This is a genomic window from Pseudoalteromonas shioyasakiensis, from assembly GCF_001550135.1.
Taxonomy (GTDB): Bacteria; Pseudomonadota; Gammaproteobacteria; order Enterobacterales; family Alteromonadaceae; genus Pseudoalteromonas; species Pseudoalteromonas shioyasakiensis.
The window spans coordinates 151,649-169,981 of sequence record NZ_LRUE01000015.1 but is presented as its reverse complement, the minus strand read 5'-3'; the positions used below and the strand labels follow the sequence as shown (position 1 = coordinate 169,981).

Here is an 18,333-nt window from a genome sequence, read left to right as displayed (position 1 = left end):
TTGGGGCGTTGTGCAATTTAACCAGCTAGGAGACCAAGATGGCTAGAAAAGTTCGTCGTGCAAACGTATTAAGTACTACACGTATTTCCCCGCATCTACAAAGAATTGTTGTTGGCTCAGAGGAGTTTGCCGATTTTCCACAAGATGCAAAAGGTGCGTACGTAAAGGTGCTACTCCCGCATGCCGGAGAATCAAAAGTTGAACTTGATTTACACGCTGAGCACCCAGCATTAATGCGCTCTTACACTATTCGTGATATCAACCCATTTAACGGTGCAATTACCCTCGATTTTGTGGTTAACCAACATCAAGGCGTGGCAACCAACTGGGCACAAAATGCGTGTGTAGGCGACGAGGTAGGTATAGCAGGCCCAGGCCCTAAAAAACTCACTGATTTTACGCAAACACATTATTTAATGCTGGCAGATTTAACTTCAGTAAATGCAATCAATGGCTACTTACAAGCCCTGCCACAAGATGCCACTGTTGATGTCATTATTCATGTTGCTGATAAAGCCGACATCATTGAGCTTGAGCAAATTAAGGCACACATCCAACATAGTGTTGAATGGTTAGTTACAGATGAGCCAGAAACAGATCTACTCGACCAAGTAACACTCTTATGTGCTGGCTATAACACGCAACCTATGGTGTTTATGGCACTAGAAGCAAACTTGGTAAAAGCAATTCGCCGATTAGTAACAAGCAGTTTTGAAATTGACCGTGAACACATTGTTGCATCAGCTTATTGGAAGCGTGGTATTGATGCCGATGGCCTAAAGGTGGAAAAACAGCAACAAAGCCGAGCCTAATTAGCATTTGAAAAATAGCCATTCGCTCTCATTAACTAATTATAAAGAGTTAAATTTTGGAGAGCGAATGTCAGATCTTAGCAACACACCTTTTTCATTGCTTGAATTGAGCCCAATGAAAGAGCACGAAACCGTTTCGCAAACACTAGCAAATAGTGTTACCTATGCAAAAACAGCCGACAAACTGGGTTTTAATCGGTTTTGGATGGCAGAGCATCATAATATGCGCGGAATCGTGTGTGCCGCAACTTCAGTACTGATAGGTCATATCGCAGGTAAACTCAGAATATTCGCGTAGGTGCAGGTGGGGTGATGTTACCTAACCATCCACCGCTGGTGGTTGCTGAGCAATTTGGCACCCTAGAGAGTTTATACCCCGGTCGCATTGATTTAGGTTTAGGCCGAGCACCAGGTAGTGACCCAATTACCAGCCGTGCTTTGCGCCGTGACGAACAACGTGCTGAGCACTTCAATGATGAAGTAACGGAGCTGCAAGCTTTACTTGGCCCATATAAAGGTGACTCTCCAGTACGCGCAATCCCAGGTGAAGATACAAATGTACCAATCTGGTTACTGGGCTCAAGCCTTTATAGTGCTGGACTTGCGGCAAAAAAAGGCCTGCCATATGCATTTGCTGGTCATTTTGCCCCACGCTTTGTTGAAGATGCCATTGCATTGTATCGCAGAGAATTTCAACCATCTGAGGTATTAGATAAGCCATACGTCATGCTTGGCTTACCCGTTGTTGCAGCTGACACCGATGAACAAGCACAGTTTTTAGCAACCACAGCGAAACAACGCATCTTAGCACTTATGCGCGGCAAGCCACTTTGGCTTAAAGAGCCTGTTGCAACAATGGAAGGCTTGTGGACAGCGCAAGAAAAAATGCAAGTAGAAAACTTTTTAGGACTTTCTGTTGTTGGCGGTCAAGCGAGCGTTAAGCATAAGCTGAGTATGATTAAACAAACGCTACAGGTTGATGAGTTTATTTTTACAAATGACCTGTATGAATTGAGTGACAGACAACATGCGCTGGAAATATTAGCAAGCATCATGAACTAATACGGTTTGGCAAATAGTGAATGCGTGTAATGAGTTTTATGCGCATTGATTAAGCCCTGACACTCATTTATTAAACGATTTTATAGATTAAATCAATTTATATAATCCGTTTTAAGGATTGAAATTAACTTAATACAATATATTTATTAACCATAACCCTAGGAAGGTGCACCGTGAAATCTCAAACAATTGCCGCAGTAGAACCACAAACAAAAACAGCATTAATCGCTGAGGGTGGTGGGCAACGAGGGATTTTTACCGCAGGTGTGCTCGATGCATGGTTAGAAAATAATTACGATCCATTCGATTTATTCATTGGCACATCGGCAGGCTCACAAAACTTAACAAGTTATTTAGCGCGTCAAAAAGGCTATGCAAAACGTTTGATCAGAGGCCTTTCTCGTCATAAACGTTTTTTCCAACTTGGCCGCGGGCTGTTTGGTAAAAGCATTGTTGACCTTGATTGGTATTTTGATAAAACCAAAGAGGTAAACCGTGCCCTTGATTTTAAAACAGCAACACAAAGCCTAGGTAAACGCGAACTGTTGATCACAACCACTAACGCAGCTGATCGTAAACCGTATTATTTGAGCCCAAATGGTGAAGATACGCAATGGTTGGCATTATTAAAAGCATCAAGCGCACTGCCATTTTTATATAAAGATGGAGTGAACTTAACGCCTTGGCTAACAACAAAGGCCGCAAACGATGCCATTATTCAAAGCTCTAATACTGATTTAGTGCATGATATGTATTTAGATGGTGGTTTAGCCGCACCTTTACCTGTGAAAGAAGCTTATAACCGTGGTGCTCGTGATATTGTGGTCATTCGTACTGTTGATGAAAACTTTCAAGTACAATCTGAATGGGTAAATAAGTTAAAGTCACTAGTTTGCGTATCAGGTTATTGCCCTAAAACCATTGATTACTTGGTTCAACACGAACAAGCTTATCAAGAAGAACTCGATTTCATTGCCAACCCACCAAGTGATGCCCGTATCACGCAAATTTTTGCAGGCGATAAATTACGCAGTAAGCTACTGGGTAGTACAGATTCAGATCTGCGCTATGATCACAAATTAGGTTTAGCGGCAGGTCGTGCCTTTTTACAGCAACAACTGCTAAATTAGTTGGGAGCAGGCCGGGCAATTAATCCCATTGCCTACTTGAGATATTTGTAAATAGAGTTAAAGTGGTTAGCTATTCACTTTTTGTGATTTTTTATCTATAAGAACAATAAAGGCTTGCCATGTTTAACAGTGCTGTATCGACAATCAATGGTCTTCTTTGGGGAGAAGGCCAAATTCTTATCTATATTCTTCTGTTTGCTGGGATCTGGTTTTCGGTAAGGTTAAAAGCGATTCAATTGGTTAAGTTTCGCCATATGTTTAGCCTATTAAAGTCGAGTAGCAGCACCGATAAAAACTCAATTAGTTCGTTTCAAGCTTTATGTACTGGTCTTTCAGCTCGCGTGGGCACAGGTAACCTTGCGGGGGTTGCCGTTGCTATTTCGTTAGGGGGCAGTGGCGCAATATTTTGGATGTGGGTGATTGCCATTTTGGGCATGGCCACAGGCTTTGCCGAGAGCGTACTTGGGCAAGTTTATAAAGTCAGGGATGCCAATGGCGAGTTTAGAGGCGGTCCTGCTTATTATATTCAGCAAGGCTTAGGCAGTAGAGCGCTTGCAGTGTGTTTTGCTTTTTGCTTGTTTCTTGGTTATGGCTTTACGTTTAGTGCCATGCAAACGAATACCATTACCGATGCCCTCAATTACGCATTTGAAATTCCTACTTTGTATTCAGGTATTGTGATCACGATACTGGCAGGCTCTATTATTTTAGGTGGCTTTAAAGCTATTGCCCGCTTTGCTGAACGAATTGTGCCAGTTATGGGCATTTTATTTGTACTAGCCGCCATTATTATTACTTTATTGAATATCGGTAAAGTGCCTGCGATGATTGAAGATATTTTACTTTCAGCCTTTGGCTTACAAGAAGCAGGCGCAGGAGCAATGGGTGCCGCAATTAAAAATGGTATTCAGCGAGGGCTTTATTCGAATGAAGCCGGAGCGGGTAGTGTGCCACATGCATCTGGCTGTGCATCACCAGTACCAAATCACCCAGTCACTCAAGGCTATATTCAAATGCTAGGGGTGTTTTTCGATACCATTGTGCTGTGTAGTTGTACGGCGGTGATTATTTTATTGGCTAATATTGATATTAGCGGCGAAATGGAAGGGATCCGCTTAACTCAATCTGCGATGACAGCGCATATGGCTGCTGGTGGCATTTACTTTGTAGCGGCTGCAATTTGTTTATTCGCGTTTACTTCAGTGGTTGCAAACTATGCCTACGCAGAAAGTAACCTACATTTATTTAAACTAGATAATAAACTCGGCCGTGGAATTTACACCTGTTTATATTTATCCATGATGATTTGGGGCGCATCGGCCACCATTAAACAAGTGTGGGATCTTGCAGACATTGCTTTAGGTTTAATGACAGTGGTGAACGTTATCGCTATCATACGCTTAACGCCAACCATCTTATCTGTGACAAAAGACTACCATAGTCAACGTGAAGCAGGGCAAGAACCGAGTTTTGATTCTGAAAAAGTGCAGGTTCAAGGTCAAACAGAACAAGGGATTTGGCGCAAATAATCTAAAACAATAACGAGAAAAGTAACCATGATAGATATTTACGCAGGGCCAAGTGCTGCAAAAGTAATTCAAGAGCAAGGCCTGTCTGCCGATTTGTTTAATACCTTTTTAGGAGCAAGCGGCGGGCCGAAATGGTTTACATTATTTGGTTTAGATAAATATCTATTTGGTGAATTTTTTAAAGACCGCACTACACCTCTAAACTTGTTAGGGTCAAGTGCCGGTGCATTTAGATCTGCCTGTTTTGCTCAAAATGACCCTGTTGCTGCAATATCTCGATTAGCAAAGTCTTACTCTGAAACACGCTATTCATCGAATAAAGCAAAACCAGAAGAGATAACAACAAAAGCGCGAGAGTTATTAAGCACAGTTTTTGCTGAAAATGGTATTCAAGAAATTATTAACAACCCTATTTTTAAAGCCCACTTTATAGTTGCAAAATCGAATGGCTTTACAGCATCAGAAAACAAAGTGATGCAGTTAATGGGGTTATCTAAAAGCTATTTAGTCAATAGAATGAATAGACGTTTGTTAAGTAAGCAATATGAACGTTATGTATTTCAGCCTGCGGATAGTCAGTTATCGTTTTCAGATAACAATACCTTTAATACGCATACTATTGAGCTAAGCGAAGATAATTTAGCGGATGCGTTACTTGCTTCAGGCTCTATTCCATTAGTCATGCAGGGCATTAAAAATATCAAAGGAACACCACCAGGTATGTATCGCGATGGCGGTATCATCGATTATCACTTTGACTTAAGTATTCATAATGACGGGCTTATTTTATATCCGCATTTTAATAACAGCCCTAAAGCAGGTTGGTTTGATAAGAGCCTAAAGCGCAGTGTTACCCCGAGTAACTATGAAAACGTAGTGATGATCACTCCATCAGCTGACTTTGTTGCTTCGTTACCTTATGGCAAAATCCCAGATCGTAAAGACTTTACAGAACTTGATGCTGATACACGAATTAAGTATTGGCAGCAGGTATTCAAAGAAACAGAACGGTTAGCAGAAGCATTCGATGCGGTGTGTACTAATAAGCACACACCGAAAATAAACCTAATTAAATAGTATTGCTTTCGCTACTTAAACTGATTAATCAAGGCAGTTTGCTCTGTCACTTTACTGAGGAGCGCTTCGCAAAGTTGCTGCGAAGTATGGCCAAGCTCTGTACACTCATGAGCAAAGTCTTGTGCTGACGTTAAGTTGGTAGCAATAACCTGGCTTGCTGTCAGTTGCTCGTTCATTGCATGCGCTATGATGCTATTGAGTTCACTTAGTTTGATAGACTGGGCTTTAATATGGTCTAAACTATCGCCGCTTTGATGTGCAAGCTCAACACTTTTAGCCGACAAGTTAAGTCCGTCTTTCATGGCAAGTTGTGCTTGTTTCGAGGCGTGTGTGAGCTGATTTAACACATTGTTTATTTCTTCAGTTGATTGCTGTGTACGTGATGCCAATGCACGAACTTCACCTGCAACAACAGCAAAACCACGGCCATGGTCGCCTGCTCGGGCAGCTTCGATAGCCGCATTTAAAGCAAGTAAATTAGTTTGATCGGCAATGGCGTTTATCTCAGATAAAATTGCCACAATGTGTTGATTACCTTCAATTAAGTTTTCTACTTGGCTACTTGCTTCTTTGAGTTTTTCATCAAGCTCACTAATTGAAGTTATCGTTTGTTTGACCGCAAGTGAGCCTTGTTCGGTTGCTTGGTTTGACTCTTCAGCAGCTTGATTAGACTGCATTGTGCTTGATGAAAGCTCATTGATTGAGGCCGTCATTTGCTCTGTGGCAACAACAATTTGAGAGACTTCATCTGTTTGTTTATTTAAAAGTTCAGTCACGTTATGACCAGACTCTGCACATTGTTGCGCGTTGTGATTAACGCCCATGGTCACATCATTAACTCGGCCAACAACAGCTTTTAATTTAGCTTGTTGCATCTCAAGGGCAAGATGTAAAAAGCCAGATTGATCATTGGTACCAGAATACAGGTAAGCCATTAAAGGATTATCGTAGACTTGTTTTGCTTTATTTATAAGCGCTAAATATTTTTGACGCCAAATATACATAAGCCCATTAGCTGATGCTAAAAATAGAACTAGTAGACAATGAAAAATATCGAATCCAGAGCTAAAAACGGCAGCCAGCGAACCTAAAAAACTAATGAATAATAGGGCACTTATGTAAAGAGTGGAATCGAACTTTGCTGCAGTGGCATGAGATTTTTGATTATTGTTTATTTTAGCGTATTCAGCGGTCGCTCTTTGTACGACATCGTCACTTTGTTTAGTTCTGACTGATTGAAACTCAACAGTACAACCACTTTTATCTTTAATCGGTGTTACAAAGGCATTAACCCAATAATAATCACCATTTTTACAGCGATTTTTAACAGGCCCCATCCAAGATTGACCATTTTTTAGATGTTGCCACAAATCTGCAAAAGCCAGTTTCGGCATATCAGAGTGGCGAACAAGGTTATGAGGCTTACCTACCATTTCGTCTAGCGTGAAACCAGCTATCTTGCAAAATTCATCATTGGCATAGGTAATATGGCTTTGCAAATCAGTAGTCGATAGGAGGATGTCAGATTCAGAAAATTTAACTTCGGTATCGGTATTAATTCTATGTTTCACGTTAAAATCACCCAAGTACAGCTTTAAGTTCAGAAAGTAAATTAGCGGAGTAAAAACAGTCTGAACCAGAAAGAGGTAGTGTTAATTTGAACACTAATGTTTATAAACAATTTAGCGATAAATTCGTGATAAAGAACTAGGAAAATTCCGGTTTTATGTTACAAAAGTTAATATTATTTAACTAAGAAAAGTTGGGGAGATGGGTTAAAAGTTAGCTAAATTGTAAAATTTAGCCAACTTGATTTTTAAAATACATTAATCTCGCAAAATAAAATCACTCTGGCAGGGGGCTTCACCAGGGCTTTGATCTAACTTTGTGTTAGGGCAATTTTTAGAAAAAAATAACGCTTCTTCTAGAGAGTTCATTTGGCTGCAATATTGTCGGCCATCACATTCATACTCGGGCTTTTCATAATCAGATATTGTGATATCTCGATTATGGCTGTAATTTGATTTTACGGGATCAATAATTTTTGTTTGAAGCGTTTGTGTTGGTGAGATACCCCCATAATTAACTGCATAATAATCCCATGCGAAATAGCCAATTATGATGATTAGAAAAAACTTCCTCATGATGAATCCTTGTTATTATTGTTTAGACTAATGTGATTCGTGAGCGGTATTGAGGCCTAAGCCTTATGTCCCAACCTGAAAGTCTTACTATAATAAGATGAAGAAATAATATTAAGTAAAATTAGTGGCTTATGAATTAAATACGAAATTTCTGATAGCGTAGATAAATAAAAAGTTTGAAATGAACAGCAGTTTTAAGTATTAAATCATTAGAAATGTGGATTTAGAAAACTAGTGATTACCTAAAGATTAAAATATAACAATTACCCATAAATTACGTTATGTTAAATTAGATAAAATAATTAAAAGCGGGAGTTAGGTTGCTAACTAGCCCACTTTTAGAAGGGTTTTAAATAGCTTAATTAAGCTCAGAATCTACCCAAAACTTAGTGCCTTTCAGTACCGCTTGTAACGCAAGGCCATTTTCGGTTAAAGAGTAAACAGTTACTTGGTCTGCAATTGCTTCGGCAACTAAAGCGCCACCTTTATCTTCATATTTGGCTGCTGCATCAGCGTTTCCACCGAATGCCCAACCATGTTCAATAAAGCGATTTACTGCTGCTTGGTTATGAAAAACCATCACAACATTAAAGTCTTTAACACCTAAACCTAGACCTAAACCCGCTTCACCCATATTCATGTAAGTTGATTTACCGGTTAGGTTGTTTTTAACAACACCATAGCCACCGCCAAAACTGGCTAAAACAACATTTACATTGGCATTATCAAAAACCGCATAACCAGCAGAGTTAGCAATTTGTTGTTTAACATCAGGTTTTTGAGTGTAAAGCTCTCTTAATGTATTGTTTTTCATGCTTTGTACTAAAGCACGTTTTTCATCGGGAGATGCACTGCCTGTTGTAGCACAACCGGCTAAAATTGTAGTGATTAAAACTAAACTAATAGCGATAAACTTTTTCATACATATTCCTTGAATATTAGTATGGCAATCTAGTTAATGTTGCAAATACTAAAGATATATTAAGTCCAATACTAGACAGTATCGGACTTTGTGGTAATCTTATAACTAGCTATTTTACAAGATATTACATCATTATGCTCGTTGCTCTCGTCGATACACTAAAACAACTGCGTTACCAAATTGCCCATCTTGAAGATGATACTCTTGCAACAGAATATCCAGAACTTGATAACTTTATACATCAAGTTGGATTGACTGTTGCTGAATCAAAAAATGACTTAGTTTTTCTTTATCAATTTTTATATGTGTATGGCCGAAAATCAGAAGCCACATTTAATCGTTTTCGAAATGAGCTTGAGCGTTTTTGTTTATGGTCTTGGTTGGTTGCTGAAAAATCGGTGTTCGATCTAAAGCGTGACGATATTGAAGCTTATGTTGATTTTATGGTTGAACCAGATTCAGCCTGGTTATCAAATTCAGTGCAATGGCGTTATAAAGATGAACAAGGCATAAGACGACTCAATACAAATTGGCGCCCTTTCATAAATAAAGAAAATATTGCTAGCCAACAAACACTCGCAGCTATGTTTACAGCACTCAATGTTTTTTATAAGTTCGCAATTTTAGAAGAAAAAACCTTTGCTAACTTTGTACCGGTTGTTAAAAAGAATAGCCCTTACTTAGTTGTGCAATCGCAAATTAAAATCCCCGATACACTCAGTGATATTCAATGGGAATATGTTTTTGGTGTTACTCGAGATTTATGTGAGCAACAACCTGATTTAGAGAGAAATTTATTCACTCTTGCTTGCTTAAAAGGATTGTACTTACGAATATCTGAGTTATCAGAACGCCCTCAGTGGTCGCCGGTTATGTCACATTTTTGGCAAGATAATGATGGTTTTTGGTTTTTAAGAATTATGGGTAAAGGTAACAAGTTACGTGATGTTACCTTAAGTGAAGATTTTATATTATATCTAAAACGTTATAGGCTTTACCGAGGTTTACCTGCCCTGCCCCGTGTTGATGAAGCTGAGCCGCTAGTTCATAAAATTCGTGGCAAAGGTGGAATGACTGTTCGTCAAATTCGTCGTTTGGTACAACAAAGTTTTGACTTAGCAAAACAGTCTCTTTTACAAGATGGCTTTAAAGATGATGCGGAACAACTTGAAGCGGCGACTGCTCACTGGTTAAGACATACCGGTGCAACACACGATGCTCAAACAAGACCGCTAAAACATTTATCTGAAGATTTAGGTCATGCAAAAATCGCTACGACAGATCAAATTTATATTCAAACAAATATAAAAGAACGCGCAAAGTCTGGAATAAAAAGGAAAGTTTAATGGAATATACAATACTGGCATTAGTTGGCTCAGCTCTTTTATTTTACTCGCTGACAATTCGTCAGCTAGAACGAACAGAAATTACTGGGCCGATGTTTTTTGTGTTGGTCGGAATTGCAATGTCTTACTTTTTGCCGAGTGAGTTTAAGTTAGGCGAAGCCGGACTCAGCGACATTTTACCTTTGGTAGAATTAACCTTAAGTATTTTTTTATTTACCGATGCAGCAAAATCAAAACTCCCCGTATTAAAACATAGTTATCAGTACCCTAGCCTGCTACTTTTTATGGCTTTGCCGATGACACTAATGTTAGGTGTTGCCGGTGGATTGTTTTTCTTTTCGGAGTTATCACTTTTTCAATCTGCCTTGATCGCGATTATTTTAACACCAACGGATGCTGCGCTTAGCAAAGGAATTTTAGAATGTACATCGGTACCAGAAAAAGTTCGCGAAGGAATAAATACTGAAAGTGGTTTGAACGATGGCCTTTGTGTCCCCATTTTTTTAGTTTTACTTTTATTAGTTCAAAACCCAGAAAGTGCTGTAACGACAATCGATACTTTACTTGTTTTTGCAAGAGAGTTAGGTGTTGCACTGGTTATTGCAGGCGTGTCGATGGCAGTATTTATTCCACTTTTAAAAATAGCATTAGCACGTCATTACTTTGCAAATAATAGCAGTCCATTTTTGTTGATTGGTTTAGTAATGGCCATTTTCTCTTTAACACAAAATTTTCATGGCAGTGGTTTTATAGCTGTTTTTGTTGCGGGACTTTTATTTGATTACTTATCACCTAAAAAAATACGTTCAACATTAGTTAAAGACTCTGAGCATATCGCTGAATTTGTTGCGCTACTAATTTGGTGTTTATTCGGTTTTGTATGTGGTCACTTAATTGTGAATGATATTACCTGGCCAATTGTTTTTTACGCGTTATTAAGTGTGACGGTTTTTAGAATTGTGCCGGTACTACTTTCACTTATGTTTACTAATCTAAATTTCAAAGACAAGTTTACTTTTGCGTGGTTTGGCCCAAGAGGTTTGGCGTCTATCGTTTTCACTTTAATGGTGATGGATACAGCAATTGCAAACAAAGAACAAATTGCCACGGTAACATTAACAACCATTTTATTTAGTGTTTTCATTCATGGCATGAGTACCAAGCCCATCGCAAAAAGTTACCAATAAAAAAGGCGCGTTGAGCGCCTTTTTTATTTTTACAACTTAAAGTAGCTCTGCAATTAATTGCAGTGGATGCTTTGGTTTAAATTTCTCATAGCGCTTCACTTGGCTACGACAAGAAAAGCCAGTTGCTAAAATAGTTTCAGGCTCATTACTTGAAATAATTGGTTGCCAACTCATTTCATAAAGTGCGCGTGAATTTTCTTGGTTTTGTTTTTCGTGGCCATACGTTCCTGCCATACCACAACAACCCGTACTGGTAGTTTCAAGCTGTAAATTTAGATCAGCAAAAATGGTTTGCCAAACTTTAGACGCATTTGGCATTGCTGTTGTTTCAGTACAATGACTTAATAATTTAAAAGTAGAATTCGACTTAGTGGTAAGTGAAAGCTGATTGAAGTTTTGTGTTTGAAGCCATTCATGAGCTAATTCAACTTTAAAGTCACCACGCTCATCTTTTAATATTGAGACATACTCATCTCTGTAACACATAACCAAAGATGCATCGAGCCCAACTAAAGGAGCGTTGATTTCACTCAGTGAATTTAAAAACTCAGCTGCATTTTTTGCTGTTGTTTTAAATTCATTTAAAAAACCTTTTACATGCTGAGCTTTACCATTTGGTTTAAACGGTAATAGCATTGGTTTTTTGCCTAACGCTTTAATCACTTTAATAAAGCTTTCGACTAATTCGGCTTCGTAAAAACTAGTGAATGGATCTTGTACTATCAGTACATATTCTGCTTGTTGTTCTTTTGAAAGCGAATTAAGTAATTGAAAATTAAATTGCTGATCTTTAGAAATACGTTTAGAAAGTTGCGGTACACTTAAGCTTGGCGTATCAACATAACCAATGGTATTTTTAATTAAACCTGAAACAAGCTTTGTATTTACAATTGGATTTACCACCTTAGCAAACTTTGCCATCACCGGCGCAGTTTGCTCGATACCTGCTACTAAGTAATCTTTAGCGGGACGAGCGTAATAACTGTGGTAGAAATTTAAAAAGCGTGAACGAAATGTCGGTACATCAACTTTTATTGGGCATGCAGTAGTACATGCTTTACAAGCTAAACATTCATCCATAGATTCTTTCACTTCGTGAGAAAAATCATAAACACCTTTTTTCTTATCGCGACTATGTTGATAGCGCTCCCACCAAGTGATTACTTCACCATTGATCAATTCTTTTTCAACATTGAGTAAATCAATATTTTCAGACTCTTGAAGTCGTAACCATTCGCGCATTAAACTCGCGCGTCCTTTTGGTGAATATCGGCGGTCACCTGTTACTTTATAAGACGGACACATTGGTGATTTTTCATCGTAGTTAAAACACAGACCATTACCATTACAGGTCATCGCGTTATTAAATTCTGTTTTAACATCGATAGAAATTTCTTTGTCGAACCAGGCACGCTTTTGATCGTCAACAGAAACGAGTAAGTCTTTACTTTCAAATGGCGTACAGATTTTACCCGGGTTTACTCTGTTATTTGGATCAAATGCCGCTTTAATTTTTCGAAGTTGTGTAAATAAATGCTCGCCAAAAAATTCAGGGCCATATTCACTTCGATATCCTTTGCCGTGCTCACCCCACATTAAGCCGCCATATTTGGCAGTCAATTTAACGACTTCATCTGAAATATGACGAAGCAATTTTTCTTGCTCAGGGTCACACATATCTAAAGCAGGTCGTACGTGTAAAACACCCGCATCAACATGGCCAAACATACCATATTGAAGATTGTGGTTATCGAGAAGTTCACGAAACTCCACTATAAAATCTGCTAAGTTTTCTGGTGGTACAGCTGTATCTTCAGCAAAAGCTAATGGTTTTTGATTGCCTTTTACATTCCCTAAAAGACCCACTGACTTTTTACGCATTGCATAAATTTTTAAAATATCAGCCTTGTCATTCGTTAATTGATAACCGATCACGCCATTAGTTTGCTTTGCAACACATTCATCAAGTAACTTACAAAGAGTGTCTACTTTGTCTTTTATGTCTTCTGGTGAAACCGCATTAAACTCAACCATGTTGAGCCCTTGCATATCTTTGTTTTCAACATCGGTTATTAAGTCCGATACTGAGTGCCAAATGATATCTTCTCGAGCAAGGTTAAGTACTTTACTGTCGACTGTTTCTACCGATGTTGCATTTGCTGCGACTAGAAAGGGTGAATGACGAAGTGCAGAATCAAAGCTATCGTATTTAATATTGATTAATGTTTTAAATTCAGCAATGGGCGTAATGTTAAGTTTCGCTTCTGTAACAATACCTAAAGAACCTTCGGAGCCAGTAATTAATCTGCTCATATCAAAGGTTTGTAAATCATCAGAAAAAATATGTTCTAAATCGTAACCGGTTAGAAAACGGTTTAAACGTGGGAATTTTTCTAAAATAGCATCACGGTTTTCAAGGCCAATATCGATAACTGTTTTATATAATTTACCTACAGTCGTGTTTTGTTCAGCAATTACTTTTGCTTTTTCAATAGGCATAGGGGTTGTTGACATTTCAGTGCCATCAACAAGATAAGTTGTTAGGCCTAAAACGTGATCACTTGTTTTGCCATAAACCAAAGAGCCTTGACCTGATGCATCTGTATTTATCATTCCACCGATTGTTGCACGGTTACTTGTTGATAAATCGGGCGCAAAGAAAAAACCGTAAGGACGCAAAAAGTCGTTTAATTGGTCTTTTATTACACCCGTTTGCACGCGCACCCAGTTTTCTTCGACATTGATTTCTAAGATTTCACGCATGTAGCGAGATAAATCAACAACTATACCCGGGGTTAGCGATTGTCCATTAGTACCTGTACCGCCTCCGCGTGGACCAAAAGTCAGTGATAAAAATGGATCACGTGAAGCAATTTGCATAGCAAGTTGTATGTCTTTTGCTGACTTTGGAAAGATGACACCTTGAGGTACCTGTTGGTAAACGCTGTTATCGGTCGATAAACTTAAACGTGTAGAAAAGCTTGCATCGGTATCACCACTAAAACCTTGTTTTTGTATTGTATCTAAGTAATTAGAAACGAGTTCTGTGGCGGCTTGTTGTTGGCTTATTGTTGCTATCATGACGGTGATAAATTAAGGCATTTTGCAAATTATATCATGCTAATAGCTAAGATAAATTGAAGATTTTACAGTTTGTAACACTCTTTTTATCGATTTCGGGGGCAATACTTTTATACTGTGTATTAAAGCAGCAAATGAGATAGTCAGATGAAAAAAATTGCATTAATCAGTTTAGGTGCCTTGTGCATGTTATTGGGTTTAGTTTTTGTCATTATTCCCGGACCGTCGCTGATCTTCTTTATTGCAGGACTTTTCTGTTTATCTTTTTACTATCCTAAAGCGCGTGATTATTTAACCTTGTGCCAAAAGGCTCTGACTAAGTCATGTGCTTATATTGATAAAAAACTTGCTCGCTGATTTAAAGGGCGTGTTGTCCTTTGTAGATTAGACTTTGTTCACTCTAGGGGCGATTTAATCGCGGCGCGAGATTTGTAACCTAGTGGGCTAAGTAAAAATCGAGCAACAAAGAGTTAATCGCCCCTAGAAAGAACCCGAAGGGCAGCACGTGTTTGGCATTGATGCTGCGTTATCACCTATTTATGTGGAACAACCACACGACACAGGCTCTGCCTTGCCTAAATACCAAACACACTGCTGCAAAATCAATCATAAAAGGACAACACGCCCTTCGAAGTAACAAAAATGCCAGCTAAGTGCTGGCATTTTTTATATCAGAATCTTTATTTTAATTAAATAAAGTACTTAGTCGGCTAATTTCTTAGCAAGATATAACCAAGTTTCTAATACTGTATCTGGGTTTAGAGAAACAGAATCAATGCCCTGCTCAACTAACCAAGCTGCAAAGTCTTCATGATCTGAAGGACCTTGACCACAAATACCTACGTATTTGCCTTTTGCTTTAGCAGTTTGAATAGCCATTGATAATAGTTTCTTGATTGCAGGGTTACGCTCATCAAATAGATGCGCAATTAAACCTGAGTCACGGTCAAGACCTAATGTTAACTGAGTTAAGTCGTTTGAACCGATAGAGAAACCATCAAAATATTCTAAGAACTCATCTGCAAGTAACGCGTTTGATGGTAATTCACACATCATGATTACTTTCAGACCATTTTCGCCACGTTTAAGGCCATGTTCTTCAAGTAATTCAATAACGCGCTTACCTTCTTCAAGCGTACGAACAAATGGGATCATGATTTCAATATTAGTCATACCCATTTCGTTGCGAACACGTTTAATCGCTTCACACTCTAACGCGAAACAGTCACGGAAATCTTCAGAGATATAACGTGCTGCACCACGGAAACCAATCATTGGGTTTTCTTCTTCCGGCTCATATTGCTGGCCGCCAACAAGGTTTGCATATTCGTTTGACTTAAAGTCAGACATACGAACAATGACACGCTCAGGTGCAAACGCACAACCTAGTGTTGCAATACCTTCAACAAGCTTAGAAATATAGAATTCTACAGGTGATTCATAACCTGCCATCATTTCTGAGATTTCAGCTTTTAACTCGTCAGATTGAGCATCAAAGTTAAGAAGTGCTTTAGGGTGAACACCAATCATACGGTTGATTACGAATTCAACACGCGCAAGGCCAACACCTGCATGAGGTAAGCGTGCAAAGTCAAATGCACGATCAGGGTTACCTACGTTCATCATAACTTTCATTGGTAACTCTGGCATTTCATCAACACGTGAAGTAAGTACTTCGTAATCTAAAATACCTTCGTAGATATAACCTGTGTCACCTTCGGCACACGAAACAGTTACATCTTGGCCTGCTTTAATTAAATCAGTTGCATTACCACAACCAACAACTGCAGGAATACCTAATTCACGAGCAATGATTGCCGCGTGACATGTACGACCGCCACGGTTTGTAACAATTGCAGCGGCACGTTTCATGATTGGCTCCCAGTCTGGGTCAGTCATGTCAGTAACTAGAATGTCACCTTGTTGTACTTTGTCCATTTCATCAATTGAATCTAGTACGCGTACTGTACCTGAACCAATCTTGTGACCAATTGCACGGCCTTCAGCAACAACAGTGCTTGTACCATTTAATTGGAAACGCTCCATTACGTTAGCGTCTTCGTTGGAACGAACTGTTTCTGGACGAGCTTGAACGATATAAAGCTTACCGTCGTTACCGTCTTTTGCCCACTCGATGTCCATTGGACGACCGTAGTGCTTTTCGATGATCACAGCTTGCTTTGCAAGTTCTTGAACTTCAGCATCTGTGATTGAGAATTTGTTTGAAAGTGACGAATCAACGTCAACAATTTCAACTTGCTTACCATGTGATTCATCTGCAGAGTAAATCATTTGGATTGCTTTTGAACCAATATTACGGCGAACTACCGCTGGTTTACCGTTAGCAAGTGTTGGTTTATGAACATAAAATTCATCTGGGTTTACAGCACCCTGCACAACCATTTCACCCAGACCATAGCTTGAAGTGACAAATACAACATCTTCAAAGCCAGATTCAGTATCAATACTGAACATAACACCTGAAGCTGCTTTATCTGAACGAACCATGCGTTGGATACCAGCTGAAAGTGCAACACCACGATGGTCATAACCTTGGTGAACACGGTAAGAAATAGCGCGGTCATTAAATAGTGAGGCAAACACGTGTTTGATAGCAGTCATTACTGAATCAATACCACGTACGTTTAAAAACGTTTCTTGTTGTCCTGCGAATGAAGCGTCTGGCATGTCTTCTGCTGTAGCAGATGAGCGAACTGCAAATGAAACATCTTGTGATGCGTCGCCGTGTAGTTGGCTATATGCGTCGCGGATGGCTTGGTCTAGGTTTGGTTGGAATGGTGTATCGATAATCCATTGGCGGATTTCGGCACCGACTTTAGCGAGTGTATTTACATCATCCACATCCAATGTGTCTAAAATATCGTGGATTTTTGAGTTTAAACCAGATTGCTCTAGAAACTCATTGAATGCATCAGCGGTTGTAGCGAAACCACCTGGCACTTGAACACCAGCGTTAGCTAGGTTTGAGATCATTTCACCTAGTGAAGCGTTTTTACCGCCAACACGAGGAACATCTTGCATACCAAGCTCTTGATACCAGAGAACGTATTCTTGCACGGATCTTTCTCCATAAACAAATTGTAGTACTAACTGTGAGAGTTAAGAAAGAAAACCTTCTAAAAAGGTCGTAGTCATTCTACACTGGCAACAGACCTCACGTAAACCGTGAAGCCCCTATTTTGCAGATAAAGGTAATAAAAAGGTTAAATATGAGAACTGCATTTTATATTTCTGATGGAACAGCAATCACCTCTGAAGTCTTTGGTCATGCGACCTTATCTATGTTTCCTGTTGAGTTTAATCACAAAACTATTCCTTTTGTTGAAACTGAAAAAAAAGCAATTGAAGTTAAGAACTTAATTAATTCAACAGCGCAACGTGATGGAGAACAGCCACTCGTGTTCTTCACTTTTGTTAACCACGAGCTAAGTGAAATTATTAAATCGTCTTGCGCGGTGTGTTATGACTTTTTATCACAATACAGTGATAAAATTTCTCAAGAGTTAAAAGTTGCGCCGGTACCTAAGGTTCATAGAACGCATTCAATGCACGAGAAAAGTTATGATTTTCGTATTGATGCGGTTAACTATGCGTTGACCAATGATGATGGCGCTAACATTAAAAACTACTCTGAAGCTGACATTATTTTAGTGGGGGTTAGCCGAAGCGGTAAAACACCCACTAGTTTATACCTAGCATTACAATATGGTATTAAAGCAGCCAATTACCCGCTAACAGAAGATGATTTAGAAAGAGGCACCCTGCCTGAGTGTTTAAAAGCTTACAAGCATAAACTTTTTGGTTTAACGATTGACCCAGTTCGCCTTGCCGATATTCGCCAGCGTCGTATGGCAAATTCAAAATATGCGTCTTTAAAACAGTGTCGTATCGAAGTACGTGAAGTAGAAATGCTTTATAAAAAGCAGAAGATTCAATTTTTAAATTCAACTCATCATTCAGTAGAAGAAATTTCTGCAAAGATTATATCTGATACTGGACTTGAAAGACGTAAGTACTAACTT

The 18,333-nt window shown here is 39.0% G+C and carries 13 protein-coding genes and 1 pseudogene; 9 read left to right on the top strand and 5 right to left on the bottom strand.

What is annotated here, in order from left to right:
- The first annotated feature begins 38 nt into the window (after positions 1–38).
- The 5 genes and pseudogenes from PASHI_RS09955 to PASHI_RS09935 all read left to right on the top strand — a co-directional run bounded on the left by PASHI_RS09955 (position 39) and on the right by PASHI_RS09935 (position 5,610).
- Positions 39–812, top strand: a complete 774-nt coding sequence (locus PASHI_RS09955; protein WP_062565477.1) for a siderophore-interacting protein — start codon at positions 39–41, stop codon at positions 810–812.
- 67 nt (positions 813–879) lie between these two features.
- Positions 880–1,874: pseudogene (locus PASHI_RS09950) on the top strand (LLM class flavin-dependent oxidoreductase).
- A 173-nt stretch (positions 1,875–2,047) separates the two neighbouring features.
- Positions 2,048–3,004 carry a patatin-like phospholipase family protein gene (locus tag PASHI_RS09945; RefSeq protein WP_062565476.1) on the top strand — a complete coding sequence of 319 codons (957 nt, stop codon included), beginning with the start codon at positions 2,048–2,050 and terminating at the stop codon, positions 3,002–3,004.
- A gap of 119 nt (positions 3,005–3,123) precedes the next feature.
- Positions 3,124–4,533 carry an alanine/glycine:cation symporter family protein gene (locus tag PASHI_RS09940; protein WP_062565475.1) on the top strand — a complete coding sequence of 470 codons (1,410 nt, stop codon included), beginning with the start codon at positions 3,124–3,126 and terminating at the stop codon, positions 4,531–4,533.
- 27 nt (positions 4,534–4,560) lie between these two features.
- Positions 4,561–5,610: a patatin-like phospholipase family protein gene (locus tag PASHI_RS09935; protein ID WP_062565474.1), complete on the top strand. Its 1,050-nt coding sequence runs from the start codon at positions 4,561–4,563 to the stop codon at positions 5,608–5,610.
- A gap of 11 nt (positions 5,611–5,621) precedes the next feature.
- On the opposite strand, the gene PASHI_RS09930 is transcribed toward PASHI_RS09935, so the two are convergent.
- From PASHI_RS09930 to PASHI_RS09920, 3 genes are all read right to left on the bottom strand, one after another.
- Complete coding sequence (locus PASHI_RS09930) at positions 5,622–7,181, bottom strand: methyl-accepting chemotaxis protein (protein ID WP_130167501.1); 1,560 nt, start codon at positions 7,179–7,181, stop codon at positions 5,622–5,624.
- A gap of 255 nt (positions 7,182–7,436) precedes the next feature.
- Entirely contained in the window at positions 7,437–7,754 is a 318-nt protein-coding gene (locus PASHI_RS22420) for a hypothetical protein (RefSeq protein ID WP_062565472.1), read from the bottom strand.
- Positions 7,755–8,112: 358 nt separating this feature from the next.
- Positions 8,113–8,676: a lipid-binding SYLF domain-containing protein gene (locus PASHI_RS09920; protein ID WP_062565471.1), complete on the bottom strand. Its 564-nt coding sequence runs from the start codon at positions 8,674–8,676 to the stop codon at positions 8,113–8,115.
- 134 nt (positions 8,677–8,810) lie between these two features.
- Between PASHI_RS09920 and PASHI_RS09915 the strand changes: the two genes are divergently transcribed.
- A complete protein-coding gene (locus PASHI_RS09915) occupies positions 8,811–10,022 on the top strand; it encodes a tyrosine-type recombinase/integrase (protein WP_062565470.1) in 1,212 nt (403 codons plus the stop codon).
- Positions 10,022–11,209, top strand: coding sequence for a cation:proton antiporter (locus PASHI_RS09910; protein ID WP_062565469.1), 1,188 nt, complete (start codon positions 10,022–10,024; stop codon positions 11,207–11,209). The genes PASHI_RS09915 and PASHI_RS09910 overlap by 1 nt, the downstream gene beginning before the upstream one ends.
- A gap of 36 nt (positions 11,210–11,245) precedes the next feature.
- Here the strand turns inward: PASHI_RS09910 and ydiJ are convergent, their stop codons facing one another.
- A complete protein-coding gene (ydiJ, locus tag PASHI_RS09905; protein ID WP_062565468.1) occupies positions 11,246–14,290 on the bottom strand; it encodes a D-2-hydroxyglutarate dehydrogenase YdiJ in 3,045 nt (1,014 codons plus the stop codon).
- A 147-nt stretch (positions 14,291–14,437) separates the two neighbouring features.
- Between ydiJ and PASHI_RS09900 the strand changes: the two genes are divergently transcribed.
- A complete protein-coding gene (locus tag PASHI_RS09900; protein WP_054553331.1) occupies positions 14,438–14,647 on the top strand; it encodes a PGPGW domain-containing protein in 210 nt (69 codons plus the stop codon).
- Between the two features lie 345 nt (positions 14,648–14,992).
- On the opposite strand, the gene ppsA is transcribed toward PASHI_RS09900, so the two are convergent.
- Positions 14,993–17,368, bottom strand: coding sequence for a phosphoenolpyruvate synthase (gene ppsA / locus PASHI_RS09895; RefSeq protein ID WP_054553332.1), 2,376 nt, complete (start codon positions 17,366–17,368; stop codon positions 14,993–14,995).
- Positions 17,369–17,520: 152 nt separating this feature from the next.
- On the opposite strand from ppsA, the gene ppsR reads away from it, so the two are divergent.
- Positions 17,521–18,330, top strand: coding sequence for a posphoenolpyruvate synthetase regulatory kinase/phosphorylase PpsR (gene ppsR, locus PASHI_RS09890; protein WP_058584340.1), 810 nt, complete (start codon positions 17,521–17,523; stop codon positions 18,328–18,330).
- Positions 18,331–18,333 lie beyond the last annotated feature (3 nt).

Bases quoted from the DNA above. Each gene is read 5' to 3' on its own strand.
- PASHI_RS09955 (WP_062565477.1), top strand. From the start codon at position 39: ATGGCTAGAAAAGTTCGTCGTGCAAACGTATTAAGTACTACACGTATT.
- PASHI_RS09940 (WP_062565475.1), top strand. From the start codon at position 3,124: ATGTTTAACAGTGCTGTATCGACAATCAATGGTCTTCTTTGGGGAGAA.
- PASHI_RS09935 (WP_062565474.1), top strand. From the start codon at position 4,561: ATGATAGATATTTACGCAGGGCCAAGTGCTGCAAAAGTAATTCAAGAG.
- PASHI_RS22420 (WP_062565472.1), bottom strand. From the start codon at position 7,754: ATGAGGAAGTTTTTTCTAATCATCATAATTGGCTATTTCGCATGGGAT.
- PASHI_RS09920 (WP_062565471.1), bottom strand. From the start codon at position 8,676: ATGAAAAAGTTTATCGCTATTAGTTTAGTTTTAATCACTACAATTTTA.
- PASHI_RS09915 (WP_062565470.1), top strand. From the start codon at position 8,811: ATGCTCGTTGCTCTCGTCGATACACTAAAACAACTGCGTTACCAAATT.
- PASHI_RS09910 (WP_062565469.1), top strand. From the start codon at position 10,022: ATGGAATATACAATACTGGCATTAGTTGGCTCAGCTCTTTTATTTTAC.
- ydiJ (WP_062565468.1), bottom strand. From the start codon at position 14,290: ATGATAGCAACAATAAGCCAACAACAAGCCGCCACAGAACTCGTTTCT.
- PASHI_RS09900 (WP_054553331.1), top strand. From the start codon at position 14,438: ATGAAAAAAATTGCATTAATCAGTTTAGGTGCCTTGTGCATGTTATTG.
- ppsR (WP_058584340.1), top strand. From the start codon at position 17,521: ATGAGAACTGCATTTTATATTTCTGATGGAACAGCAATCACCTCTGAA.